Below are 23,465 nucleotides of genomic sequence, written 5' to 3'. Positions count from 1 at the left end.
TCACTCCTCCTTGTCTCGTAAAGGGATGTCCCCCTTTTTCTCCCCTTCCTCTTTCCTCATCTTCTCCAGCTCCACCCGATAGTCGTAGCCGAGTTTCCCCGCCAAGGTGTGGTTGGAGACGATCCCCATCTCCTTGTGCATCCTGAGGGCTTCGGTTTCCTCCTTGATGTTTCTGTGAACAAGGGGAGGGAAGAGGACATCACAGCTTAGGCTCGTCTTCACCAGTCTCCTCCGGGAGACCCTGACCCCGTCTTCTCCGGTCTCGTAATAGGTCACCTCTTTCTCCGCGGGAAGAGCACCCATTTCGATGCCAGCGCTTATAACCCGGCGGAATATCTCGGCGAACTCCACCTCGAAGAACTGCTGCCAGTCTTCAAACTCGCGGACCGATGGGGATTCGGCGACCATCGTGGAGGCGTAGTTGGCGTTGCTCGCATCAGCAGAGACCATATACTCCGCAAGACCGCAACCGGAGGCGATGGCGAGGAGGATGTTCCTCCCATCGTACTGGACATCGTGCGCCTGGAGGTTGGGAGAGAGTATCTGATAATCCACCCCCTCGCTCACGGTGATGATGGAGCCGGGCTTCCACATCCTCCTCCGTCCAGCGTCGGTAAGTCCCTCGCGGGAGAAGGCAGTAAGCTCCCCTCGAGGGGCGGAGACCTTCCTGATTATCGCCACCGCTGATCTGATCTTGTTGAGCACGATCCGGTCGTTGAGCCACTGCTCGTACTTGCTGATCAGGGGCATTACCACATAGAGGAAGGAGAGACCTCGTTTCACATTGGAATCGACCAGGATCTTTATGTGCTGGATAAACCGGGCGGGGATGATCTCGATGAGCCTCCCGTTCCGCGCCCGGAAGTAGCGGAGTGGGGTCTCGATATCATCCGGGTCGGTCTCGATACCGTAGCTCACCCTTCCCTCGGGATCAGCTATCTCCTCTGGCTCGAGGAAGCGGAGTTTTACCCTTCCCGTCTCCTCGTTCACGAAATAGCGGAGGAAACACTCTCCGTCGCGGAAGGAACGGCGGACTATCTCCCGCGTTCTCCTTTCGAAATCGTTCTCATGAGCGAACTCATCCCACCACTCCTGAACCCGTGGATTCTCGTCGTGGGCGATTATCCTTACCCCTCTTCCCAGGACGAATTTCTCAAGCGTCCTTACTATCCCCCGGGCATGGGGGTTGCTCTTCCACAACTCCCGCGCCCGCTCGAGCATCGTTTTCTGATCGAGCTCGGAAAAGTCCTTCCCTCCAGAGGCTATTAGCTGATACTCACCCTCATCCTCATCCCGGAGAAAAGAGGAAGCCTCAACGAGCCTCTTCCGGGCGAAACGGTATCTTTCCCGTTCGTATCTTTTCTTCTCAAGCCAAGCCGAGATAAATTCGAACATCACTCACCCCTTCTACCAAAGCTGGATCTCCCCCGGGCGCTCGGGCTCGGAGATCACCTCAAAAAAGCCCCTCCCCTCCCTGGCTAAGGAGACCGCCATCTCCAAGGCATCGGGACCATCATCGTGGGCAGAGGCGGGAAACTCGATGAGCTGTTCGATGAGAAGACGGTCCTCGCGACGAAAGAGGATGGTTCCCCGCTCGATCAGAGGAGAGAGTCTCAGGATGCGCCTCCTCTTCTCCCCCCGCACTCCAATGGGCTTCACCGGAAGAAATAGTCTCCTTCTTCTCCCCTCATCCTCGATGAACCTGCAGAGGAGCTCCTGGAAGGAGATAGCCTCCACCCCGATCACCAAGTGATGGAACCTGAGATAGGAGAGGAAGATCCGCTCCACCAATTGGCTCGGGGAATACCTCCCGATATCGGCAGAAAGAACGAATATGCGTCCAGAACCATCGACCCCGATGGTCACTATCGCCGAGTAATCCGCCTCCTTCCTTCCGCTTATCGCGGGATCGACTGCCCCATATATATCGAGCGAGGCTTTCGAGATCTCCTCAGGGCGGTAATAGCGGATCTTCTCCTCGGGGAAGACCCGTGCCTCGGGAGGGAGGGGCTCGTTCATAAACTCCGAGGAAAAGGCGAAGCTTCCTATCTCCCTCTTCCTTTCGAGGAGCCTTTCCTTATTCCAGCGGGAGGGCCAGAGAGGGGCTCCATCATCACTGAGCGCCTTGAATATCCGACGCTCCCACCCCTCCTTGACGAGAAGCCGGGAGAGGAGGGAATCGTGATGGATGATGGTGCCGATGACGATGAGATCCCCCTCCGGGTCCATCGTATTGATGAGCGCCCGGGTGAACCAGCGGTATATCTTCTCCCGCTGTTCCTTTGATTCCACATGCTCGTCGTTCTCGAGATCGTCGCAGATTATGAGGTCGGGGCGATGCTCGAAACTGCGAATGCCCCGGAGCTTGCTTCCAGTGCCTTTAGCCACTATCCGAACCCCGTTTGAGAGGAGTATCTCCTCCCCGGTCCATTTCCTCCCTATAAGCTCGCCGAAATCCGCTCTGATCCTTGGGTTCTCGGTAAGCTCGCAGGAGATGGCTGCCAGATTGAGGTTTGCCTGGTCCTTGGTATCGGAGACGAGCACGATGAACCGCCTCTTGCCAAAAAGGGCGGTCCAAAGGGGGAAGAGGAGGCTCAGGATAGTCGATTTTCCATGCCCTCTCGGGGCGGCGATAGCCACTCTCTTTCCCCCTTTGGCGTTTTGAACGATCATCATCAACTCCCGGTGGAAGGATGCTGATGGGGAGGTGAAATAATGGGCGAGGTAGAGCCGGGCAAAGATATCGATCCTTTTCTCAGAAAGTTCCTTCCTCGCCCTTTTCTCCTTCAAGCGCAGCAATTCGAGCTTCCGTAGCTTTAAGCTCCTTATCGAGCTCTTCATCGGAGATATCCTCCCCTATATCTCTGGATAAGGCATCCCTTCCCTCGGTGACGCTCGCTACCAGGAATGAACGAAGTCTGATCAGCTTCTCGAGATCGGAGAAGCTGCCCTTGATGCTTCCTTCGAGGATCCTCTCCTTCAATACCCCGATCGCCTCGTCGATGATGGCGAGGTACTCCTCGATATCCCTCTTATGAGGGTCTTTCTTCCCCTCCCAATCCTCAGCGATCCGCCACCTCCTGATCGTCTCCTTCCTTCTCACCCCAACCATCCGGGCGATCTCTGCATCATCGGTTATCCCGCTTTCAAAAAGCCTTCTTGCTCTCTCCCTTATCTTCCTGGAGTAAGAAGCCATTTATTTCCCCCTCCATTAATAGGCAAGATGGGCGGTATATTTTTTAAGCTTTCTTAACAGAATCAACCAGTAAGCCCTGATCGTATTCCGACTGAGCCCTAAGATGAGGCTGATCTCCCGTTGGGACTTTCCGGAAAGAAACAGGGAAAGCACCCTATATTGCGAGGGAGTGAGTCTCCTCTTCGCGATCCGCAACACCTCAGGAAGAACCCTTTCCTTCCACTCCTCACGACGCCATCTCTCCTCCCGCTCTTCGGGCGATTCGTACCATAATCCTCGCTCCTCAGGGAGACGGGAAAGCACCTCCTCGGGATAAAGGACCTCCTTGAAACACCAATCAGGGATCTCCGGGTTCATCTAAGCCTCCTTGAAAAGGAAATCCTCCCGACAGTAGCGGGAATAGCCACAGAACCTTCCACAGAAAAGGTTGGGAGAACGGAAGAACTCCCCCCGCTTCACCGCAGCGAAGATCCGGGCGAGCTCCCTCGATAGCCCGGCGAAATCCCCCTCGTCCCAGGGAAGGAGATGGATCCCCGGACCTCGCTCCTCCCCTGCCCGGTATCGGATGAGCCTCCCCTCTACCTGCTTCCTTCCTCCCCGGCTGTAGGGAAGGTGATCCCGGAGGAAATAAACCCCTAAGGCATCAGGAACCAAGGAAAGGGAGCACCACCTCCCGGAGATGAAGAGCTCCCCGTAGCGGAGGGCATAGGCGGACATCCCGAGGGAGGAGGAACGGAAGAGCTCAAGCTGATAGCCACCTTTCCCTCTGGCGGTGGTGAGGGAGAAAAGGATCATTCTTCCGTCCTTCTCCTCCCTTAGCTCATCAAGCACCCCGAAGAAGGAATAGCGAGAGGAAAAGGGAGCGATCTCGAAGCGGAAGGGAACCCGGAAAAGGATGGTCCGCCCCCCATCCTTTTCCCGCTTTCTCAGGTAGCCTTCGATCATAGTGACATAGGGAGAGAGGGAGAAGGCACCATCCGCAATCACCCTTATTCCCTGGAGCTCGTATCCCCATCTCATCCTCTCGTAGATGGTGGCAAAAAGATAAGGAAGCGCTTTTTTCGTCTCCTCGTTCATATTTATGAGCCTTATGACCTCCTTTACTGCAGAGCCGGCGATCGCCTGGGCAGGGATGAACTCCCGGGTGACCCCTCTGATATGAGCGAGGTAGAAGGCACGGGGGCAGGTGAGGTAGAGGGTTATTTCCTCCTGCGAGAGCGAGTTTATTCCGTTCCTCATAATACAGACTGTCTGTCTTCAGATTTGGTAAAAAAATAACCGGGTTCAAGACCGTAAAAGGCACTGATGGCGATGAGTGAGCTCAAAGACGGGGTTGCCTTGCCCCGCTCCCAGAGGCTCACTGCGCTTCTGCTCACCCGGAGGCCCGTTCTCACCGCCAGCAGGCGGGCGAACTGACCCAAGGAGTAGCCTCGGGAGAGCCTTAGCATTTTTAGTTTATGGTGGTCGAACCTCATTTTTCTCTTCCTCCCGGTATTATCATACAGACTGTCTGTCTTAAAGTCAAGGGAAAAATCCATCCCCCGTAAAATAATACTTGACAATACAGACAGTATGTATTATCCTCCCCTAAAGGAGCTACACTATGCCAAACGAGTTCGCCAACTACCTCAAACGAAAACTCAAAGAACTGGGCATCGAAACCTATGCCGAGGCAGAAAAACTCACCGGCGTATCCGCCGACTACATCTCAAAGATAATAAGGGGACTCAGGATCCCGGACGACGCCATCATCCTCAAGCTCGCCCGCGGGCTCGGGCTCGACCCAGGAGAGCTCGCCCTCATCGCCAAAAGGGATAAAGCCCCAGCCGACCTCAAACCCTACTACGAACCCCGCCCCTTCTTCCGCTTCAAACCAGGGGATCGACTGGTATGGATCGGCGACCTCCCCTTCCTCCTCGAGGTGGACAAAAAACTACTCGCCGAAGCAAAAAGAAGGGACATCCGCTTCCGGTTCACCGATGAGTCGCGGGGAGAGACGATCGCGGTGAGCTGTCATCTCATAAACGAGGTGGAGATCGTGGAACGGGAGAGGATCGACCTCGCTCAGGAAGAAAAGAGGCTCCGCGCTGACCCCCACCTGAGGGAAGAGGAGATAAAGACGATGCTCTCCTTCCTCAGGGAGAGGGGGCTTGATATCTGCAAGGCGGAAGCACTCGATCGGGGGTTAAGAAAGATGCTGAAGATCCTCCCTCCATACGACCCTTCCCTGGAAAAGAGGGTGGTCCTCGTCGAAACCCTGACCAAGGAAAAAGAAGAAGAGGAATTGGGGAGGATCCCCCCCTCACCACTTCCCCCGATACCGATAATCTCCTATGCCGATGCTGGCCTCGGGCGTCCCTACACCGATCAGGACTACCCCCCTGGTGCCTCCGATGAATATCTCCCCCGGCCCCATGATGTCACCGACCCCTCAGCCTACGCCCTCAAGGTGAAGGGCGATTCTATGTCCCCCAAGCTCGATGAGAACGATATCGTCATCGTCTCACCGGAAAAGGAGGCGGGGAATAACTCGATAGCAGTGGTGCGAACGGTAAGCGATGAGGTCTACCTAAAAAAGGTGACCTTCGCCGGAGACCGGGTGATACTCTATTCCATCAACCCGAAATACCCCCCGATAAGTTTGAAAAGGAAGGAGATAAAATTCATCCATCCGGTTGTCTGGATCAAACCCGCCACATAGAAAGGGCTAATTTATCCCCAAATTCTTGAGGAAGCGGAGATCCTCCCGCCAGCGGGGCTTAACCTTCACCCAGAGCCCAAGATAAACCTTGGTGCCGAGAAGGAACTCCATCTCCTCCCGGGCGAGGGTCCCGATCTTCTTGAGCATCTCCCCTCTCTTCCCGATCACTATCCCCTTTTGCGACTCCCGCTCCACATAGATCGTCGCCTCGATGTGGATGAGCCCCTCCTCCTCTTTGAACATATCGACCGAAACAGCGGTCTGGTAGGGGAGCTCCTGTCGGGTGAGCATTATCACCTTCTCCCTTATTATCTCCGCCATTATCTGCCGTTCCGGCTGGTCGGTGATCTCATCGTCGGGAAAATACTTCGGTCCCTCGGGGAGGTACTCCAATATCTTCTCGATGAGGAGATCTACATTATCTCCGGTGAGGGCGGATAAGGGGATGATCTCGGCAAAGGAGTGGAGCTTGCTGTAAAAATCGATCAGCGGAAGGACCTGCTCCCTCTTTACCGCGTCCACCTTGTTGATGAGGAGAAACGAGGTGGTGCCCGCTTCCTTCACCCGATTGAGGAGCGCCTCGTCCTCGGGAGAAAATTCCCTCGTCGCCTCTACCATCATCAGGATGAGGTCCACCTCCATCAAGGTGGAGTAGGCGATGTTTACCATTATCCGTCCCATCGTGGACTCTGGACGGTGCACCCCAGGGGTATCGAGGAAGATGATCTGCCCCCTATCCTCGAAGGTGCGCACCCCGAGTATTCGGCTCCGGGTGGTCTGGGGCTTTTTCGCAGTTATCGCCACCTTGTGCCCTACCAATCGGTTGAGCAGGGTGGACTTGCCTACATTGGTCTTGCCCACTAAGGCGACATATCCTGATTTGAAGGGAGTCTTCTTATCCGTAATCTTCGCACCCTCCTTTCATCGACCTCAAGTATCTCAAACTGAAGCCCTTTATAGGTGAAACTCTCGCCCCTTTTCGGCACCTTCCCCAAGACATCGAACACAAGTCCTCCCACCGTCTCATAATCCCCCTCATCAAGCTTCACCCCAAGATACTCCCCCAGCTCCTCCACATCCTGCTTTCCCGAAAGGACGATGCTTCCATCCTTCTCCTCGATGATCCCCTCCTCCTCCTCCTCGTGCTCATCCCGTATCTCGCCCACCAGCTCCTCCAGGATATCCTCAATGGTTATCAAACCCGAGGTGCCCCCGTACTCATCGACCACGATGGCGAGCTGGATCCTCCTCTTCTGAAGCTCGCGGAGGAGATCATCGAGCTTCTTCGTCTCGGGAACGAAATAGGCGGGATGCATTATCTCCGAGACGAGGGTCTTAGTCAAGTCCTTATCCAGCCAATCGAGGAGGTCTTTGCTATAAGCCACCCCTTCGATCTCGTCTATCCGCTCCCGGTAGACCGGAATTCGGGAGAACTTGGTCTCGGTGATGAGCTCCTTGAACTCAGCCAAGGTGGCATCCGCCTTGATGCAAACCATATCTATCCGCGGGGTCATCACCTCCCGAGCGATCTTATCCCCGAAATCGACCACGCTCTGGATCATCTCCCCTTCGTCCTCCTCGATGAGCCCTTCCCTTTCGCCAACGGCGAGAAAGGCTCGAAACTGCTCCTCGGAGATGGTCTCCCCTTCCTCTTCGAACCTCTTTCTCCTCCTCTCGTCAACCGCCTTAGCCACCTTAGCCAAGGGAAAAGAGAGAGGATAAAGGAGATAAAAGGCGGGAAGAAAAAGGGGAAAAAGAAGAAAGAAGACCCGCTCCGGCTCAGCACCGACCAACATCCGGGGAAGAAGCTGACCCGTGAGAAAAACAAAGAGAAGGATAAAAAGGAGCGAAAGAAACAAAGGGAAGCCACCAGAGAATAACCGTACCGAAATCAGGGTAGCATAGATGGCTAAAGAGGCGATGAGCAATTGGCGAGCCAGGGTGAGAGTAGCGGAGAGCTGAAAAGGGAAGGAGAATAGATGCTCTATTGCGGAAAGCCTCCTTCTCGCCTTACCGGCAACCCGCCTCAGGGTAAACCGGTTGAGGAGAAGATATGCCCGTTCAACCATCGAAAAGAGGAGAAACAAGAGGAAAAGAAATGAGAGGAAAAGTAATGCAGGTAGTTCTTCGCCCAATCTAACCCTCACCTCCTGAAAGTTCGGAGAGAAGCTCCTCCTCCAGCTTCCTCATCTCCCCCTCGTCCTTCTCGTGATCGTATCCCAAAAGATGAAGAAGCCCATGGATGATAAGAAGCTTTATCTCCTCTTCAAAACTATGGTTAAGCTCCTTTGCCTGTCTGAAAGCGGTGTCCACCGAGATTATTATATCACCCAGATTCCTCTTCCCCTCCATCGTCTTTCCCTCGAGGGGAAAGGAGAGGACATCGGTCGGTCCTTCCCTTTTCAGAAACCTCCTATTGTAGCCCTCGATCTCGGGATCGGTAGTGAATAAAATGCTTACCTCATCCGCCTCTACCCCAAGCTTCTTGAGCACCCTACCGATTAGATGCTCTATCTTCTTCCGGCTGGGTAGATAATCCGAATGGTCGCTTCTTACCGTTATCTCCATTCCTCTTTACCTTTTCCTCAAACTCATAGCCCGGGTAATCCACCCGTTCGTGATATATCCCAACGAGGAGTCTACCAAACACCTGAGAAGCCCTCTCAAGATCCACAAAAGTAAGGGGACATTCGTTGAGCTGGCCATCAAGCAGGGTATCAGTGACGATCTTCTTTATCAAACCCTTTATCCTCGCTCCGGTGGGCTCCTCCAGGGTACGAGAAGCGGCCTCTACAGCATCGGCGAGCATTATTATCCCCGCCTCCTTGCTTCTCGGTTTGGGACCGGGATAGCGAAAATCCTCCTCCCGGATCTCACTGTGCTCCGGACCAGCCAGTTTCTTCGCTTTCTCATAAAAATAGGTGATGAGCTTCGTCCCATGGTGCTCCTCGATGAGGTCTATTATCTCTAAAGGAAGGCCCGCCTCCCTCGCCATCTCCACCCCTTCCTTGACATGGTTCTTAAGGATGAGGGCGCTCATAGTGGGAGGAAGCTTCTCATGGCGATTGTAGGAGCCAGCCTGATTCTCTACAAAGTACTCCGGCATCTTCAACTTACCAATATCATGATAGAGGGAGGCTACCATAGCGAGCAGGGGATTCCCCCCCACCTCCTTCACCGCCGCCTCAGAGAGATGGGCTACGATTATGCTGTGATGATAGGTGCCCGGAGCCTTAAGGGCAAGCTCCCTCAACAACGGGTTGTCCAAATTGGAGAGCTCGAGGAGTTTGATGTCGGTGGTAATGCCGAACGCCCACTCGAAGATGGGCAACATCGCTGAGACGGCGGTCGCCGCAAGCAACCCACCGGCAAAAGCCATACCGAACTGATAGAGATTAAACCCAATCGTTTGATACCGAGCGTTGATGAGGATTATGGCAGAAAGGGCGATCACATTCACCAAACTCACCACCAGCCCCGCTTTTATTACCCCGGAACGTTCCCGATAACGGCTTATCCCGTAGATGGTGGAAAGACCCCCCACTAAAGCGTAAAGGGCGAGGAAGAAATTACCCTGGGATATAATACCAACGAAGGCGGAAAGGACCATAGCGAAGACGATGCCCGGAGCCACCCCGAGGAGGAGCACCACCAGCATCGAACCCGAGGCGTAGGGAACGGCGTAATAGTAAGCTTCAACACTGTTTAAGGGAGAACGGGTAAAGGAACCAGCGACCGATTCGGAAATAAACATAGAAGCGCGCACCAAGAGGATGGTGATGAGAAGCACCGTTCCCAAGAGGAGAATGAGGTTGCTCCTCCCTCTCTTCCTCCTCTCTCCCTCCTCCAGATAACGGATGATGGCGAAAAAGAGAAGGATAACCACAATAGCTATACCAAGGAGACGAGCGAAGTAGAAATCGGTCCCCACTGCCCTCATCACCCCCCTAAGCTTGATGAGGGCGATTTCATCTATTCTATCCCCTTCGCGAACGATCATCTCCCCCTTCTTCACCCGATAGTAAACCGGCTCCACCTTCCTCCTCGCTATCTCCTTCCTGTCCTCGGTCTCCTTCCGATTAAAAGAAAGATTTGGGGTAAGAAACTGTTTAAGAAATCCGACAAGGAGATCCTCCTCCGATTTGGTTAAACCAGGGAGCCGGGAAAGACCAAGCCTCAAGCTCTCCTCAGCCTGAACAAGATCGTAGATCCTGGAGAAATCGCGCACTTCAACCTCTTTACCTGAGATAAGGTCGCGACGGACGATACCCCGTTCCCGAAACGGCTCCAAAAGGGAACGACTCCCCACAATATCACGGGAGAAAACTCCCCGGAGTAATACTACCAATTCCTCCTCAAGCTTCGGGTTAAACCGCTTCCTAAGAAAGAAACGAAGGTAAGGATCATCTATGGAAAAGGGGATCTCTTTCTTAAACTCCGCTAACCCTGAGCTGGTGAGCCTTTTCCCAACAAGCTTCTCCCTTCCCAGCTTAAACAGAAGCCTGATCTTTCCTTCTACCTCTCCCGAAAGGCCAGCATCGTAGTCGAATACCGGAAGTACCGCTTCCGCCGCCTCTTTCCTTCGTTTCTCGGTCGCCTGCTCATCGAGAACCACGATATCGCGTGGGGCTTTTATATCCCTCGGGGCGATCTCATTCAATCGATACTCCCGAACCTTCATCTCTCTCCGCGGCATAAGGAGGAGGGTGATGGCAACGAGGAAGAAGATGATGTAGGCGGTTTTACTTCGGAAGATGAAGAAATAGAAGGGCTTCTTCTCCTTTTCGCCCCCCTCCCCTTTAGGGACCTTCCCTATCCACCATCTCATCATTGCCTCTTATCCTTCTTCTCATCCATCGCTTTCTCGTGGCGTTCGAAGGCATCAATTATCTCCTGAACCAGAGGATGACGGACGACATCGCTCTTTTCGAAAAAGATAAAGGAGATACCCTTGATCCCAGAAAGGATTTTAATCGCCTCCTTCAAGCCAGAAAGGGTTCCCTGAGGGAGATCGATCTGGGTGATATCGCCGGTAACCACCACCTTGGAGTTCAGCCCGATTCGGGTGAGGAACATCTTCATCTGCTCCACGGTGGTGTTCTGCGCCTCGTCTAAAATAACAAAGGAATCGCTCAGGGTCCTCCCCCGCATAAAAGCGATCGGGGCTATCTCAATATAACCCCGCTCGAGGAGACGATGTGCCTTATCGATGTGGGTGAGGTCGTAGAGGGCGTCGTAGAGAGGACGGAGATAGGGGTTCACCTTCTCCAGAAGATCGCCGGGAAGGAAGCCGAGCTTCTCCCCTGCCTCAAGGGCGGGCCTGGTGAGAATTATCCGGGAGACCAGCTTGCTCTCAAGGGCGGAAAGAGCCATCGCCATCGCCAAATAGGTTTTGCCAGTCCCCGCCGGACCTATCCCGAAGACGATATCATATCGCTTTATCGCCTCAATATATCGTTTCTGGTTTACGCTCTTCGGGGAAACCTCTTTCTTCGTTGAAGGATGGATCCGGGTGCTCAGGAAAAACTCGGCAAGAGAAAGGGAAGGGTTCTCTGAAAGAAGCTTCACCGCTACTTTGAAATCGCCGTTCTTTATCGAGTAGCCTCCCTTTACCAGCCTTACAAACTCGTTTATTATCCTTTCGGCGAAAGCTACCTTCTCCTCATCACCCTCGATCATTAGATTGTTTCCTCGAGCGGCGATGCTAACCCCAAGTCTCTCCTCAAGGAGTTTCAGATTTTCATCTTTAACTCCATAGAGTTCCTTCAATCCCTCTTCTGGAAGAACGATAGTTTTCATTTTCACCAATAAAAAAACAACTCTTACCTTTCATAAAGAAAGGTAAGAGTTGAAAGATTAGATGACGCTATTTACCATCGAACAGATAGTCGGGTACGGGCCACTTTCTCCGCTTGGCGAAGCGGATCGCCTCTTCAATCTGGTCCTTAGGCACATTCCGCGGAATGACCAAGCTCTGCCCCGGATAAATGAGGTCGGGATCCTTAATCTGGAATTTGTTCGCCTTGTAGATCACGGGCCACTGGAAGGGATCCCCATAGATCTGCTCATATTCGGAGATCTTCCAGAGGCACTCACCCTTCCTCACCACCCAGTTGAGGGGATGTGCCTTCAGCGCTTCCTCAAACTCCTTCTTGGCTTCCGCCTTCGCCTTCTCCGCCGCCTTTGCCTTCTCCGCCTCGATCAACTTCACCACCGCCTCAGCATCGATCGTCGCCTTTTCCGCGATCATCGCCGCTACATCAGCCACATGTTTCGCCTTCTTGTAGGCTGCGGGATCGCCGAGGTACTTCTCCGCCATCGCCAGATGAGCCTTCGCCTGCTTCATCACCGCGGGAAGGAGATCACAAGCCTTAGCCTTCTCCGCCTTGGCGATCGCCTCCTTCGCCTTGGCAACAGCCGCTTCCGCATCAGCCTTCGCCTTGTTCCTCGCCTCCACTGCCTTCTTGGCAACATCATCGGCGAGCTTAATAGCTGCCAAAGCCTCCTGCTTCGCCTGCTTGCACTTCTTCACCTCGCCCATCGCCTCGGCACGAACCACCTTCTTCTCTGCCGCCTCGTAATCCTCGGGCACATAGACCTCAGCCTGCTCGCCCTTAGCCTTCTCTAACGCTTTCTCTGCCTGAGAAACCTCTACCGGCGGCTTACGGCAACAACCGACGAAGCCGAAGATAGCCACTACCAATACCACAGTAAAAATAAGGGTATATCTCCTTCTCACCTTCTCACCTCCTCTCCTCACCTTTTAAAATTATTAAAACCCATCTCCCTCCTGCACCCAAACCCATAATCGGGCTTTCCACCCCAAATAGATACAGGCAGGAGCGATTCAATGATACGGCACAAAGTAAGGCTCGTCAAGCAAAAAATCTATTTATCCCCTTTCTTTTTCTTCACCTCGAGCGAAAGCTCATCGAGCTGTTCCCTCCTCACTTCCGAGGGAGCTCCGGTTAAGGGGCAGAGCCCGGAGCTGGTCTTGGGGAAGGCGATCACATTCCTTATGGAATCCTCGGAGGAAAGAAGCATCACGATGCGATCGAGCCCTAAGGCGATCCCCCCATGGGGAGGCGCTCCATAGGAGAGAGCTCGCAGGAGAAAGCCGAACTTCTCCTCCGCCTCCTTCCTCGATATCCCGAGAACATCAAACACCCGCTGCTGGATATCAGGACGGTTGATCCTAATGCTACCGCCACCTATCTCCTCACCATTAAGCACGATGTCGTAGGAATCGGCAAGCACAGAAAGGGGTTCCTTTTCGAGCAACGATAGATGCTCCTCTTTGGGAGAGGTAAACGGGTGATGACGCGAGGAAAGCTCTCCCTCTTCCGTCAGCTCGAATAGGGGAAAATCCACTACCCAGAGGAAGCTATAGCGATCGTTTGGGATGAGCTTCTCCCTTCTTCCGAGCTCAAGCCTCAGCCCACCGAGGGAACGGGCAACCACCTCCTCATCCCCCGCCACGATAAAGGCGATATCTCCTTCCTCCATCGAGAGGGCGGAGATAAGCTTCTCCATCCTCCCCTCGGTAAGATGCTTGGTAAGGGGTGATTTCACTCCATCAGCCTCAACCTTCACCGTGATCAGCCCGGATGCCCCCATTTCCTTCACCAGCTCGGTAAGCCCATCGACCACCTTACGGGAATAGAACGCCGCTTTCCCCTTCAAGTTTATCCCCTTTATCGCCCCTTTCTCCTCAAGCACCTTCTCAAACGGAGGAAAACCGGAATCACGAAGGACATCGCTTATGTCGATAAAGGTCAGCCCGAAGCGGATGTCCGGCTTGTCGGTTCCGTATTTCGCCATCGCCTCGGCAAAGGAAAGCCGGGGAAAGGGGGTCTCCACCTCTATCCCCTTGAGGGCGAAGACCTCCTTCAACATCCCCTCAACCACCCCGAAGATATCCTCCGGGGTGATGAAGGACATCTCGATGTCTATCTGGGTGAATTCCGGCTGGCGATTCGCCCTTAAGTCCTCGTCGCGGAAGCAGCGAACGATCTGGAAGTAGCGGTCGAAACCGGCTATCATCAGTATCTGCTTGAACAATTGGGGTGATTGGGGAAGGGCATAAAACCTGCCAGAAGAGAGCCTGCTCGGAACGAGGAAGTCCCTCGCCCCCTCAGGGGTCGATTTGGTGAGGAAGGGGGTCTCTATCTCGACGAAGCCGAGCGACGAGAGGTAGTTCCGCACAGTGAGCGTCACCTTATGCCTGAGGAGGAGGTTCTCCTTGAGCCGGTTTCGTCTGAGATCGAGGTAGCGATAGCGGAGCCTTAGCTCCTCCGCTACCTTATCCGCCTCCTCGATCTCAAAGGGAAGGGTATCCGAACGGTTGAGCACGGTGATGGCGGATACCACCACCTCTATCTCGCCGGTGGGGAGCTTCGGGTTCACCTTAGCCTTCTCCCGAAGGACCACCTCTCCTTCAACCAGGATGACATCCTCTGGACGGAGCGTCTTCGCTACCTTATGAGCCTCGGGGAATAGCTCTTCGTTCATCACCAATTGGGCTATCCCCTCCCGATCCCTGATATCGATGAAGACGAGGGAACCGAGATCGCGCCGTCGATGGACCCAACCGGCAAGCACCACCCTTCTTCCTACATCCTTCTTTCTTAAAGCGCCACAATAATCGGTGCGGACCATTTTAAGGAAATATCCCTCCTTCCTCACTAAGCAACGCCTTACCATACCACAGAGGGGGAAAAAGAATCAAGCGGATAGAACGAAAGTAAAACAATCACCTCATCCCACCAAAAACCGGTCCCCGCTCCTCGATCTCTCCCTCGCCTGCATCACTACAGCCCACGAAAGAGCGATTGACAGGGGGAAGGCTTGGCTATAAACTGTAAATCTGTAATAAGATTAATTCGAGCTAACGGTGAGAGTGGATGATCATCTACAAGACAAAAGAAGAGATCGAAAGGATGCGGGAAAGCGGTAGGCTCACCGCCCTCGTCCTCGAAAAGCTCAAGGAAGCGGTCGCCCCGGGGGTAACCCCTCTCGAACTCGATACCTTAGCTTATGAGATAATAAGGAAGAACGGAGGACGCCCTGCCTTCAAAGGATACCGCGGATTTCCCAATACCATCACCGCCTCGATAAACGAGGAGGTGGTCCACGCCATCCCCAGAAAAAGAAGACTTAAGGAGGGGGACATCATCAGTATCGATGTCGGGGTGGTGCTTGGGGGATACTACGGCGATGCTGCCATCACCGTGCCGGTGGGGAAGGTAAGCCAACTGGCAAGAAGGCTCATTGAGGTAACCGAGCGCGCCCTCTATATCGGGATAGAGAAAGCGAGGGTGGGAAACAGGATCGGGGATATCTCGAACGCGATCGAGCGCTTTGTCGAAGGTGAAGGTTTCTCCGTAGTCCGCGATTTCACCGGGCACGGGATCGGCACTAAACTCCACGAGGACCCACAAGTCCCCCACTACGGACCACCAGGAAGAGGACCCCGAATAAAACCGGGCTTGGTCATCGCCATCGAACCGATGATAAACGCCGGTGGCTACGAGGTGGAGATATTACCCGATGGCTGGACGGTGGTGACCAAGGACAGAAGCCTATCCGCTCAGTTCGAACATACGGTGGCGATCACCGAGGAAGGACCAGAGATATTGACCAGACCGTAAGGGAAACCCCTCACGCGGTCGCCCCGCCTATTATCGCCCCCAAAATAAGGGGAAGAGAGGCAAAAAGGGCTATAACGAACGCCCCGGAAGCGACGAGCACCCCGATAAGGGGAAGACCGGTGAGACTCCCTCCAAGGAAGAAGAAAAAGGCTCCGATGATGATGGCGGGAAGTAGAGCGGCAAGGATGGCGGAACCGAGTTCCCTACCTTCCTCTCCCCCCCCCGACAAAACCGGCGATGAAACTACCTATCACCGGAAGCCAGAAAAGAAGAAGCGAAAGAAAAAACATCCAAAGAAAGCCGGTAAGCACATCCCCTTTTTGCCTTTCAGGCATAACATTACCTCCTCACTAAATGTTTTCACTATATAGATACGAAAAAACAGCAGGGCTTGTTTTCCGACAAAAATGGCTAAGAAGCAAGGCTCCGCAGAAGCTCGAGGTTTCTGCGATCCCAATCGTCCTCCTTCGGGGTCTCGATGATAAAGGGAAGATCATAAAACCTCGGATCGTTCAGGAGCATCCGAAACGGTTCTACCCCAAGCTTGCCCTCACCGATGTGGATATGTCGATCAAGCCTCGAGCCTAAATCTCCCTTCGAATCGTTCAAGTGGAATACCCGGAGCCTGTTCAGTCCGATTATCTCATCGAACTCGGCGAATGTCCGCTCATATCCCTCCCTCGTCCTTATATCGTAGCCCGCGGCAAAGGTATGACAGGTATCATAACAGACGACGAGGCGATCGTCCTCCTCGGTGAGCTCTATCATCCGCGCTATCTGCTCGAACCGATACCCGAGGTTGGTCCCCTGTCCTGCGGTCGTCTCCAGGGCTATCTTCACCCTGAACCCCTTGGTCCGTTCGTGAACCAGGTTGAGCGATTCCGCTATCCTTTTTATCCCCTCATCCTCCCCCTTCCCCAAATGAGAGCCCGGATGAAGAACAAGACAGGGGATACCGAGAAGCTCTGCCCGCTCGAGCTCGACTACGAGCGAATCCCTCGATTTTTGAAGCCGCTCCGGGTCCGGAGTTCCGAGATCGATGAGGTAGGAGGTGTGGGCTACCACGGGCCAAATCCCGGTCTTTTTCACATTCTCCTTGAAGGCGAGGACATCCTCCTCCGGGATCGGCTTCGCATACCAGCCCCGAGCGCTCTTGGTGAATATCTGGATGGCAGTACAACCGAGCTCCGCCCCCCGGATAAGGGAGAGATGAACCCCACCCCCGATGGACATATGGGCTCCCAAAAGGAGCTTTTTCCTTCCCTTACCCTCAGAGCCCGAGCTCATCCGCTATCTCCTTCATCCCGGAAAGGACGATCTCGATGAACTTCTCAAGGGGAACCCCGAACTCCTCACAGGTCTTTATATCCTCCCTCTTTGCCCCCCGGGCGAAGTGCTTCTCCTTGAACCTCCTCATAACGAAGGGAACATCTACATTCACTATCCTCCTCGTAGGATGCATCAGGGTAGCTGCCACAATAAGACCGGTGAGGGGATCGACGGCAAAAAGCGCCTTGTCAAGCAAACTCTCCCTCGGGAAATGGCCCGGATGCGCCTTTATGGCGTAGATCATCTCCTCGGGGAGATCATAGGGGGCGAGTATCTCCGGGGCAACCAAACCGTGCCGATCAGGATCCTTTGCGGTCTCGCCATAGTCGATATCGTGAAGGAGACCGGTTAGCCCCCAGAGTTCCTCGTCCTCCCCGAAATAACGGGCAAGCGCCCTCATCCCCGCCTCAACCGCCAATGAGTGTTTCACCAGGTTTTTGTTGTTCACCTTTTCCCGAACAAGGGCTAACGCCTCTTCCCGCGAGATCATAGCTTCCTCCTTTCCTTCTCGATTCTATCCCGTAAGGGAGAATCCTGTAAAGCGTAAAAAGAGAGGAAAACAGGGGAATAAAGGAGATGGGCGGAACACCCACTGCGACAGTCCCCGCTACCGAATCGAGGAACGGGCACCCGAACGCCGGGTAGGGACGCTATCTCCCGATGATGACGACACTCATCGAGATCGGGATAGATGACTATGGAGATGACCTCCGCTTCAGGATGGGCGGTGAGGTAATCTATGTGCCACCTCTTTCGCTTCTTCCTCCTTAAGTGGCGAATGATGCGGGAGGAAAGAGCTCGCTTCGCCCGTCCAGAATAGATGTAATAGCCGGCAGGGAAGAAGAACTCCCCGAGCCTCCCCACCCGAAGGGATACTCCTTTAAAAAGACGGATGAGAAGCTGATAGGAACCACCCATCTCAACCTCCGAAACGACGCTTGAACCCGGAAGAACGCTTCCTCAAATCGAGCCAGTCGGGAAAGAGCTCCGGGTTCTCCCGGAAAAGCTCGAACCAGAAGGCTATCTCCTTCTTCTCCTTCCTTTTCTTCTCTGCCACCTTCTCGTTCTCCGCGATGAGGAGGGCGCGACGCCGGGCAGTATCGGCAAGCTCTTTGAGCCTTCTTAGCTTACCCCGATCGTTCTTCTCCTTGAACTCCCGGTAAAGGGCGCTCATTCGCCTTAAGCTCTCCTCGGCAGCGGAAAAATCCTTGAACTTGATGAGCTCATCGAATAACTCTGCCTCCTCCGGGGGGAGCTTCTTATCCACCAGGAAATCGGAATAAAGGACCTCGTAGCCCGCCTCGATAAGGAGATTGGCGATGTAAGAAAGGGAGGTGGTACCCTCCTCTCCCAGCTCTCTCCTGAGCTCTTCATTTATTCGCTCGAGATCCCGCCGGTAAACCTTGAGGAGCCGGAGCTCCTCCGCCTTTCTTAGTATGATCTCCTTCTTCGTCGTCCTCCCTCGCTCCCCACTCATCCCTTCCTCCTTAAAGCGGAAAGCGCCTCCTTTATCTCCTCCTCCCTTCTCCTCGATAGCTTTACCCCACCGTAGCGGACGAGATAATAACACTCGGTAACAAGATCGATGGCAGGTTGATCTTTTGGCAATTCCGCACGAAGCAGGTGGGCAAATTCAGACGGGGTAAGATGGGGCTCACGAACCAACCCCTTTCCTCTCACGATCTTGAGAAAACGCTGATAGAACCAAGGAGGACTTCCCTTCTCCTCGCCTTTCTTCCTGAAAAAGGGAAAGAAGCGAAAAGGAAGGAAAAAGAAAAGCATAAAGAGGAGAAGGGAAACAAAGAGAAATTTAAAGATAAAAGAGGGGGAGAAAAGGGACTTAACTTTCAAGGAGAAGGAGGCGAGCTTCTCCTTTGCTACTGCCAAATACCGCACCTGATCGTTTAAGTTATAGAAGATAACCCTCTTATCCCAAGCGAGCTTGGCAGAATCGATGAGACTGCCGAGGAAGGAGAGGTTCCGTAATCTCATAAGACGATCGTATTCCGCTATCGGGGTGGGGTCGAACTCCACCCAACCATAGCCGGGGAAGTAAACCTCGACCCAACTGTGGGCATCCCGTGCCCGAACGAGGTAATACCGACCTATGGGGTTGTACTCCCCTCTCAGATAACCGTTTACCACCCGCGCCGGCACCCCGAGGGAACGGAGCATCACCGCCATCGCAGTGGCGAAGTACTCACAGTGCCCTTTCTTGGTCTCGAAGAGAAAGGTGTAAAGAGGATCAAAACTCGCCCCTACCGGCGGGAGCTCGGTGGTGTATGTATAATTCTTTCTTAAATAATCCTCTATAGCTACCGCCTTGTCGTACGGGGTGGGCTTATCCTTGGTGATCCGCTCGGCAAGCGCCCCTATCTCCGGGGAAAGCAGGGGAAGTTCGAGGTATTTGTAGGAGATCGAAGCAGGATAAGCCTCACCCGCCCTTCTCAATCTCTCCGGAGATGGCAGGCTCAAGTCGGCGTAAACGGTGTAGTTCTTCCGATGATAATGGGGAGAAAGAAGCAAGAGAGAACCCGCCAAATCGATGAACAGATAGCGGAAGGGACCTCGTAATCGAGCCACCCTCCCCCCGCAAAAAAGCACCCGGCTCGATACCGGTTCGAGGTATATCTCCTCTCGAACAAGCCCTCTCTTCCTGGCAAGCCTTGGGGAAATGGTGAACCAACCTGATGAATCCTCCCTCAATCGATATTCCCTGATATCGCTCCGGCGCCAGCCTGCCCCATCGTAATAATCGAGGACTATCCCCTTCAGGTGGATGAACCTCCTGTCATCGTAGCCCTTCTTCCCCAGTCTAACCCGCATCACCACCCGGGGGCTCGAGGAAATCTTGCCCTGCTCCCCCAAGAAAACCTCCTCGGAAAAACCGGAGACCATCCTCCCTCTCATCCCCCCTCCACCATAGCCCGCTTCCATCCGAGGGATTATTATAAAGAAAACCCCGGTAAAAAGGAGGAGAAGACCGGGGATGACGAGGAAATTGAACCGGGAGGGAGGCTTTGCCTTTACCGTTTCTGCCAAGAATGCAGCATCAGGAACCAAAAAGGAGAAGGGTTCACCACAGGAATTGAGGTAGGTATGAACCGCCACCCAGGAAAAGATAAAGAGGATAAAGCCGATTAAAAAGCTCATCTCCGCGGTGAGGCTCGCTGCAGCAAGCATCGAGAGGAAACTGACCAGATAGAGCTGGCGATAGTCCTGCTCTTCAACCCGGTTGAAGAGCTTGAACACCGAGATAAAGAGAAGGAGATGGGTCACCGAGATGATAAGGGAACGGCTGATCATTCCAGTATCCACGATGAAGAAAAAGATATAAAGAAGGGCGGCGATATTCCAAGCCCCAGCATAAAGCTTGTTCCGCATAAGCTCCTCCGAGAAGAAAAAGCTTACCGGGATGGCTAAGATCACCAAAAAGGAGATAATGGGAGAAATGGCACCAGTGAGGATCAAGGAGAGGGTGCTTGCAGAAACAAGGAGATAGGATAGAAGAATGACCCTTCCCTTATGATGAGAAAAGGAAGCCTTCATTCGGGATCCTCCCTTTCCTTCTCCTTTCCTCCTATCCTCTCAATAGCGGTGAGGGGAACCACCAGCGCTCCTCTGGGAAGGGGATACTCCCTATCAGCGATCAACACCCGAAAGGAGGAAAGAGAAGCCTCACCCGCCTTGAGCTCCCTCTCTACCAAATCCTCGGAAGCCCTGGTAACCGGCTCAACGAGGGCGAGTTCCCGGAGGATCTTATGCAATTGAACCCCTCCGACGCCGAAAGGAACCTGAGAATGAGAGGTGATGAGACGGACAAAATAATCCCTCCCGATCAGGTAGAAAGCAAGGGAGGCGGCAAAGCTGACCCTGAGCTCGAACTCCTCGCGGGAAAAATTCGGAGAAACGAAGGTGGGAAGTAGGATGGTTACCTTCAACTCCTCCTTCCTCGAGAACTCTTTGACCATCAACTTGGATAGCTTCGCCGATGCCTTCCAGTGAAGGAAGCGAACCTCATCCCCATAGGTATAGTCCCGTATATTGCGGAGGCTCATCGAACGCCCCTTGAACAGACTTACCATCGCCTTCTCCCCAGGAATACCGTGGACGATGAACGAAGAGATAGGGAATATCCGGGGATAGACGAGGAATTCCCTCTCTTCGGTAGGCACCGTCTTCGCAGATAGGAAAAGTCCAAAGGGATAGGGGGTAGCAGCAAGAAGCCCTTCCATCCGATAGAGACCACGCCTCCTCACCTCTTCGAACAAAAGGTCCTCGAAGCTCTCTCCTCCAAGAACCGAGGGCAAAAACGGAGGAGTGGATAAAGGAAGGGAACCGAGGGCTTTGAGGTAGAAGGGAGGAGATGGTAGATACCGCTTCCTGTTTTCTATCCGCACCTTTAGTCTTGCCCTCTCCCCGGCATAGAGATAGGGAGGGAGCTCGATCGCGATATCAACCCCTTTAAAGAGAAATCGAGGGGCGAAGAAGGAGAAGAAAAGGAGGGAAAGCATAAAGGAGAGAATAAGATAGAGCAAGTTATTGCCGGTATTTACCGCGGCGATGAGAATGGCGATGATGAAGAGGAGATGATTCCTTCCCCTCTTGGTAAGCTTGATCGCTGAGCAGCTCATTCCCAACTTAGATGAACCTACCCTCCCTCTCTTCTACCTTGCCTTCTTGCGGAAATATATCCACCTTCAAATTCTGCAACGTAACTGTCAAAAGATCTATTAGGATCAATTTGAGTAATGTCGGGGTAAAGAGACCTGAAGCGTGTACACCGTGTAATGATTTTATCTGAAACTTCAACATCTCTAGCTAAAGATTTTGTCAAATTCTCTAAAAATAAAGCATTATTTTTGCTTTGTTCTTTAAATTCTATAATTTCATTGCCAAATTCCCAATACAGCAATACTCTCCCATCCTTTGGTTTTTTAATGCGAATCTTCTTCAGAAGAGATTTTAAATGAGTCACAAGATTGAAATACCTTTCCTCAAATTTTGCCAACTCTCTCTCAAACCAGTCTGGATTAAAATCTTTCTCGAAAATAAGATTCATAGGAACAGTAGCTTTCATTATCTCCCTACCACTTGGATCTTTGACTCTCTTTATCTGTACAGGAATCCTTACATTTTCATTCATCCTTTTTCTCCCCACAACCTAAAAAATTTCTCTTGAAGTTCGAAAATCTTTTGATATGGAAACTCCGGTCCCTTCCCTACACTATATTCGATTAAAGATAGTACAATAACTTTTAAAATATGATAATTCAATAACCCTTTATTCTTTGCCTTTGCGTAGGCAGAATGAGACTTATTTATGCTAACTGTTTCTCCATCAAACCAAGCTTCTTTATCATTTAAGTCTGGTCTATCTACTTCCGTTATTCCTACACCTCCTCTAACTGTTCTTCTGGTAAGTGTGGCGGGACGTCCATCACCCAACTGATCACTGGGAGCCTCCCCGGGCTCATCACCAGGATGAATGGGGACTCCTTCTCCAGTTGTATCGCCTCCTTTATCGCCTGAAACCCTTTGTACTCCTTCTTTCACTTCTCTCTCCATCCCGTTTTTATCTGGTATAGGCACTTCTCGCTGAGTTGTGCTACCGAAAAAAGAGAGTTCAGGTATATGTTTTAATATTGAATTTATCTCTTTTTCTAAACTAATATACCCCTTCTTCTCTGGTTTCTCTAAAAGCCCTATTTCTTCAAGCCACTTAGAAAATTCTTTCTGAGCTTTTCTGGAAAAATTACTCCAAGCTTTATTCCCTTCTTGAAATCTACATTTATCGGTAGTAACAGCTTCAATCAACCAAGGTGCCTCAATCCAACCAATAATTTTTTCTTTTCCTCTTGGCTCTTTGTTAAAGGAAGTCCGCTTGATCACTTTCCCATAGGTACATATCATTACTCCCGGATAGGCACATTCACTCTTAACCCTCCAAAATATACCGTAAGCCTCCTTTTTTTTATAAACGATCTTTATGTTTTTCCCATCTTCCAAAGTATATTCAGGAGGGGTAATTACCTCTTCCCCATTTAATAAAACTTTCACACCATCTTTATACAATTCTCTATATATTTTTTCTTCTCTTAAATTAGGATTAAGCAAGGGGAAATAATGTTCAAGTAAGAGATCCTTTATCAACTCCTCCGAGTAAACATTTTTATCCTTCAAATATAAGGTAACCTTTGTCCCAATATCTTTAAGCGTCAAAAGCTCGTTATCATGAATCTCGTAGGGCGCTTTTCCCTTTTTGAGCCACCACCGTGAGTACCCTTGATAACGGGGCGACACAGACCAAGTCTCAGTCAAAACCTCTTTGCAAAAATTTAAAGCAAGTTTAGCACCCTGGCCTGCGAACCCAATACCGCTACCTCTATCTTTAGAAGTACCAGCAAAATCATGATATTTTTTAAATTCTGTCTTATCCATACCACAGCCATCATCTAGTACTTCCAAAGTTCCCTTATCTTTGTTGAGAGTTATTTGAATACAAGAAGCCTTTGCATCAAGAGAATTTGCCACTATCTCAATAAGCGCGGCTTTTTGGGGTCCAAAGGGATACTGATCCATAATATTT

Annotated in this window: 24 protein-coding genes; 2 read left to right on the top strand and 22 right to left on the bottom strand. The window is 52.4% G+C overall.

The window, feature by feature from the left end; translation table 11 throughout:
* From J7L64_02595 to J7L64_02570, 6 genes are read right to left on the bottom strand one after another with little or no spacing between them, the layout of a single operon-like run.
* Complete coding sequence (locus J7L64_02595) at positions 1–1,395, bottom strand: phage portal protein (GenBank protein ID MCD6451244.1); 1,395 nt, start codon at positions 1,393–1,395, stop codon at positions 1–3.
* Between the two features lie 12 nt (positions 1,396–1,407).
* Complete coding sequence (gene terL, locus J7L64_02590; GenBank protein MCD6451243.1) at positions 1,408–2,841, bottom strand: phage terminase large subunit; 1,434 nt, start codon at positions 2,839–2,841, stop codon at positions 1,408–1,410.
* Positions 2,756–3,196, bottom strand: coding sequence for a hypothetical protein (locus J7L64_02585; GenBank protein MCD6451242.1), 441 nt, complete (start codon positions 3,194–3,196; stop codon positions 2,756–2,758). The genes terL and J7L64_02585 overlap by 86 nt, the downstream gene beginning before the upstream one ends.
* A gap of 15 nt (positions 3,197–3,211) precedes the next feature.
* The gene (locus tag J7L64_02580; GenBank protein MCD6451241.1) at positions 3,212–3,553 is read right to left on the bottom strand and encodes a helix-turn-helix transcriptional regulator; all 342 of its coding nucleotides are present in this window, start codon (positions 3,551–3,553) and stop codon (positions 3,212–3,214) included.
* A complete protein-coding gene (locus J7L64_02575) occupies positions 3,554–4,435 on the bottom strand; it encodes a PD-(D/E)XK nuclease family protein (GenBank protein ID MCD6451240.1) in 882 nt (293 codons plus the stop codon).
* Positions 4,432–4,671 (bottom strand): helix-turn-helix transcriptional regulator, encoded by a 240-nt coding sequence (locus J7L64_02570; GenBank protein MCD6451239.1) that lies wholly within the window; start codon positions 4,669–4,671, stop codon positions 4,432–4,434. The genes J7L64_02575 and J7L64_02570 overlap by 4 nt, the downstream gene beginning before the upstream one ends.
* A 128-nt stretch (positions 4,672–4,799) precedes the next feature.
* Between J7L64_02570 and J7L64_02565 the strand changes: the two genes are divergently transcribed.
* A complete protein-coding gene (locus J7L64_02565; protein ID MCD6451238.1) occupies positions 4,800–5,897 on the top strand; it encodes a helix-turn-helix domain-containing protein in 1,098 nt (365 codons plus the stop codon).
* 6 nt (positions 5,898–5,903) lie between these two features.
* Here J7L64_02565 and era read toward each other — a convergent pair whose 3' ends face one another.
* The 7 genes from era to aspS form a co-directional block, all read right to left on the bottom strand.
* A complete protein-coding gene (gene era, locus J7L64_02560; GenBank protein ID MCD6451237.1) occupies positions 5,904–6,803 on the bottom strand; it encodes a GTPase Era in 900 nt (299 codons plus the stop codon).
* A complete protein-coding gene (locus J7L64_02555) occupies positions 6,758–8,032 on the bottom strand; it encodes an HlyC/CorC family transporter (protein MCD6451236.1) in 1,275 nt (424 codons plus the stop codon). Before J7L64_02555 ends, era begins: the two co-directional genes overlap by 46 nt.
* 1 nt (position 8,033) lies before the next feature.
* Positions 8,034–8,465, bottom strand: a complete 432-nt coding sequence (gene ybeY / locus J7L64_02550) for an rRNA maturation RNase YbeY (GenBank protein MCD6451235.1) — start codon at positions 8,463–8,465, stop codon at positions 8,034–8,036.
* A complete protein-coding gene (locus J7L64_02545; GenBank protein MCD6451234.1) occupies positions 8,392–10,728 on the bottom strand; it encodes an HDIG domain-containing protein in 2,337 nt (778 codons plus the stop codon). The genes ybeY and J7L64_02545 overlap by 74 nt, the downstream gene beginning before the upstream one ends.
* Positions 10,725–11,696 (bottom strand): PhoH family protein, encoded by a 972-nt coding sequence (locus J7L64_02540; GenBank protein ID MCD6451233.1) that lies wholly within the window; start codon positions 11,694–11,696, stop codon positions 10,725–10,727. Before J7L64_02540 ends, J7L64_02545 begins: the two co-directional genes overlap by 4 nt.
* A gap of 67 nt (positions 11,697–11,763) precedes the next feature.
* Positions 11,764–12,147: a LysM peptidoglycan-binding domain-containing protein gene (locus J7L64_02535; GenBank protein ID MCD6451232.1), complete on the bottom strand. Its 384-nt coding sequence runs from the start codon at positions 12,145–12,147 to the stop codon at positions 11,764–11,766.
* A 638-nt stretch (positions 12,148–12,785) separates the two neighbouring features.
* Positions 12,786–14,555 (bottom strand): aspartate--tRNA ligase, encoded by a 1,770-nt coding sequence (gene aspS, locus J7L64_02530; GenBank protein MCD6451231.1) that lies wholly within the window; start codon positions 14,553–14,555, stop codon positions 12,786–12,788.
* Between the two features lie 245 nt (positions 14,556–14,800).
* On the opposite strand from aspS, the gene map reads away from it, so the two are divergent.
* A complete protein-coding gene (gene map / locus J7L64_02525) occupies positions 14,801–15,547 on the top strand; it encodes a type I methionyl aminopeptidase (protein ID MCD6451230.1) in 747 nt (248 codons plus the stop codon).
* Between the two features lie 10 nt (positions 15,548–15,557).
* On the opposite strand, the gene J7L64_02520 is transcribed toward map, so the two are convergent.
* The 9 genes from J7L64_02520 to J7L64_02480 all read right to left on the bottom strand — a co-directional run.
* On the bottom strand, positions 15,558–15,776 hold the full coding sequence (locus J7L64_02520; protein MCD6451229.1) for a hypothetical protein: 219 nt from the start codon (positions 15,774–15,776) through the stop codon (positions 15,558–15,560).
* A 182-nt stretch (positions 15,777–15,958) separates the two neighbouring features.
* On the bottom strand, positions 15,959–16,834 hold the full coding sequence (locus tag J7L64_02515; GenBank protein ID MCD6451228.1) for a deoxyribonuclease IV: 876 nt from the start codon (positions 16,832–16,834) through the stop codon (positions 15,959–15,961).
* Complete coding sequence (locus J7L64_02510) at positions 16,818–17,366, bottom strand: HDIG domain-containing protein (protein MCD6451227.1); 549 nt, start codon at positions 17,364–17,366, stop codon at positions 16,818–16,820. The genes J7L64_02515 and J7L64_02510 overlap by 17 nt, the downstream gene beginning before the upstream one ends.
* Positions 17,363–17,794 (bottom strand): GIY-YIG nuclease family protein, encoded by a 432-nt coding sequence (locus J7L64_02505; protein MCD6451226.1) that lies wholly within the window; start codon positions 17,792–17,794, stop codon positions 17,363–17,365. Before J7L64_02505 ends, J7L64_02510 begins: the two co-directional genes overlap by 4 nt.
* A gap of 1 nt (position 17,795) precedes the next feature.
* Positions 17,796–18,353 (bottom strand): hypothetical protein, encoded by a 558-nt coding sequence (locus J7L64_02500; GenBank protein MCD6451225.1) that lies wholly within the window; start codon positions 18,351–18,353, stop codon positions 17,796–17,798.
* On the bottom strand, positions 18,350–20,425 hold the full coding sequence (locus tag J7L64_02495) for a DUF3488 domain-containing protein (protein MCD6451224.1): 2,076 nt from the start codon (positions 20,423–20,425) through the stop codon (positions 18,350–18,352). Before J7L64_02495 ends, J7L64_02500 begins: the two co-directional genes overlap by 4 nt.
* Complete coding sequence (locus tag J7L64_02490; protein MCD6451223.1) at positions 20,422–21,510, bottom strand: DUF58 domain-containing protein; 1,089 nt, start codon at positions 21,508–21,510, stop codon at positions 20,422–20,424. Before J7L64_02490 ends, J7L64_02495 begins: the two co-directional genes overlap by 4 nt.
* Positions 21,511–21,527: 17 nt before the next feature.
* The gene (locus J7L64_02485) at positions 21,528–22,022 is read right to left on the bottom strand and encodes a hypothetical protein (GenBank protein ID MCD6451222.1); all 495 of its coding nucleotides are present in this window, start codon (positions 22,020–22,022) and stop codon (positions 21,528–21,530) included.
* Positions 22,019–23,465, bottom strand: a 1,447-nt coding sequence (locus tag J7L64_02480; protein ID MCD6451221.1) for an ATP-binding protein, incomplete at its 5' end; no start/stop codon positions are given. The genes J7L64_02480 and J7L64_02485, both read right to left, overlap by 4 nt.

The sequence above is a fragment of the Acidobacteriota bacterium genome (assembly GCA_021161905.1).
In the GTDB taxonomy this organism is placed as follows: Bacteria; Acidobacteriota; B3-B38; order Guanabaribacteriales; family JAGGZT01; genus JAGGZT01.
This window is presented reverse-complemented; position numbering and strand designations above follow the sequence as displayed.

Bases quoted from the DNA above. Each gene is read 5' to 3' on its own strand.
- J7L64_02595 (MCD6451244.1), bottom strand. From the start codon at position 1,395: ATGTTCGAATTTATCTCGGCTTGGCTTGAGAAGAAAAGATACGAACGG.
- terL (MCD6451243.1), bottom strand. From the start codon at position 2,841: ATGAAGAGCTCGATAAGGAGCTTAAAGCTACGGAAGCTCGAATTGCTG.
- J7L64_02585 (MCD6451242.1), bottom strand. From the start codon at position 3,196: ATGGCTTCTTACTCCAGGAAGATAAGGGAGAGAGCAAGAAGGCTTTTT.
- J7L64_02580 (MCD6451241.1), bottom strand. From the start codon at position 3,553: ATGAACCCGGAGATCCCTGATTGGTGTTTCAAGGAGGTCCTTTATCCC.
- J7L64_02575 (MCD6451240.1), bottom strand. From the start codon at position 4,435: ATGAGGAACGGAATAAACTCGCTCTCGCAGGAGGAAATAACCCTCTAC.
- J7L64_02570 (MCD6451239.1), bottom strand. From the start codon at position 4,671: ATGAGGTTCGACCACCATAAACTAAAAATGCTAAGGCTCTCCCGAGGC.
- J7L64_02565 (MCD6451238.1), top strand. From the start codon at position 4,800: ATGCCAAACGAGTTCGCCAACTACCTCAAACGAAAACTCAAAGAACTG.
- ybeY (MCD6451235.1), bottom strand. From the start codon at position 8,465: ATGGAGATAACGGTAAGAAGCGACCATTCGGATTATCTACCCAGCCGG.
- J7L64_02545 (MCD6451234.1), bottom strand. From the start codon at position 10,728: ATGATGAGATGGTGGATAGGGAAGGTCCCTAAAGGGGAGGGGGGCGAA.
- J7L64_02540 (MCD6451233.1), bottom strand. From the start codon at position 11,696: ATGAAAACTATCGTTCTTCCAGAAGAGGGATTGAAGGAACTCTATGGA.
- J7L64_02535 (MCD6451232.1), bottom strand. From the start codon at position 12,147: ATGATCGCGGAAAAGGCGACGATCGATGCTGAGGCGGTGGTGAAGTTG.
- aspS (MCD6451231.1), bottom strand. From the start codon at position 14,555: ATGGTCCGCACCGATTATTGTGGCGCTTTAAGAAAGAAGGATGTAGGA.
- map (MCD6451230.1), top strand. From the start codon at position 14,801: ATGATCATCTACAAGACAAAAGAAGAGATCGAAAGGATGCGGGAAAGC.
- J7L64_02515 (MCD6451228.1), bottom strand. From the start codon at position 16,834: ATGAGCTCGGGCTCTGAGGGTAAGGGAAGGAAAAAGCTCCTTTTGGGA.
- J7L64_02510 (MCD6451227.1), bottom strand. From the start codon at position 17,366: ATGATCTCGCGGGAAGAGGCGTTAGCCCTTGTTCGGGAAAAGGTGAAC.
- J7L64_02505 (MCD6451226.1), bottom strand. From the start codon at position 17,794: ATGGGTGGTTCCTATCAGCTTCTCATCCGTCTTTTTAAAGGAGTATCC.
- J7L64_02500 (MCD6451225.1), bottom strand. From the start codon at position 18,353: ATGAGTGGGGAGCGAGGGAGGACGACGAAGAAGGAGATCATACTAAGA.
- J7L64_02495 (MCD6451224.1), bottom strand. From the start codon at position 20,425: ATGAAGGCTTCCTTTTCTCATCATAAGGGAAGGGTCATTCTTCTATCC.
- J7L64_02490 (MCD6451223.1), bottom strand. From the start codon at position 21,510: ATGAGCTGCTCAGCGATCAAGCTTACCAAGAGGGGAAGGAATCATCTC.
- J7L64_02485 (MCD6451222.1), bottom strand. From the start codon at position 22,022: ATGAATGAAAATGTAAGGATTCCTGTACAGATAAAGAGAGTCAAAGAT.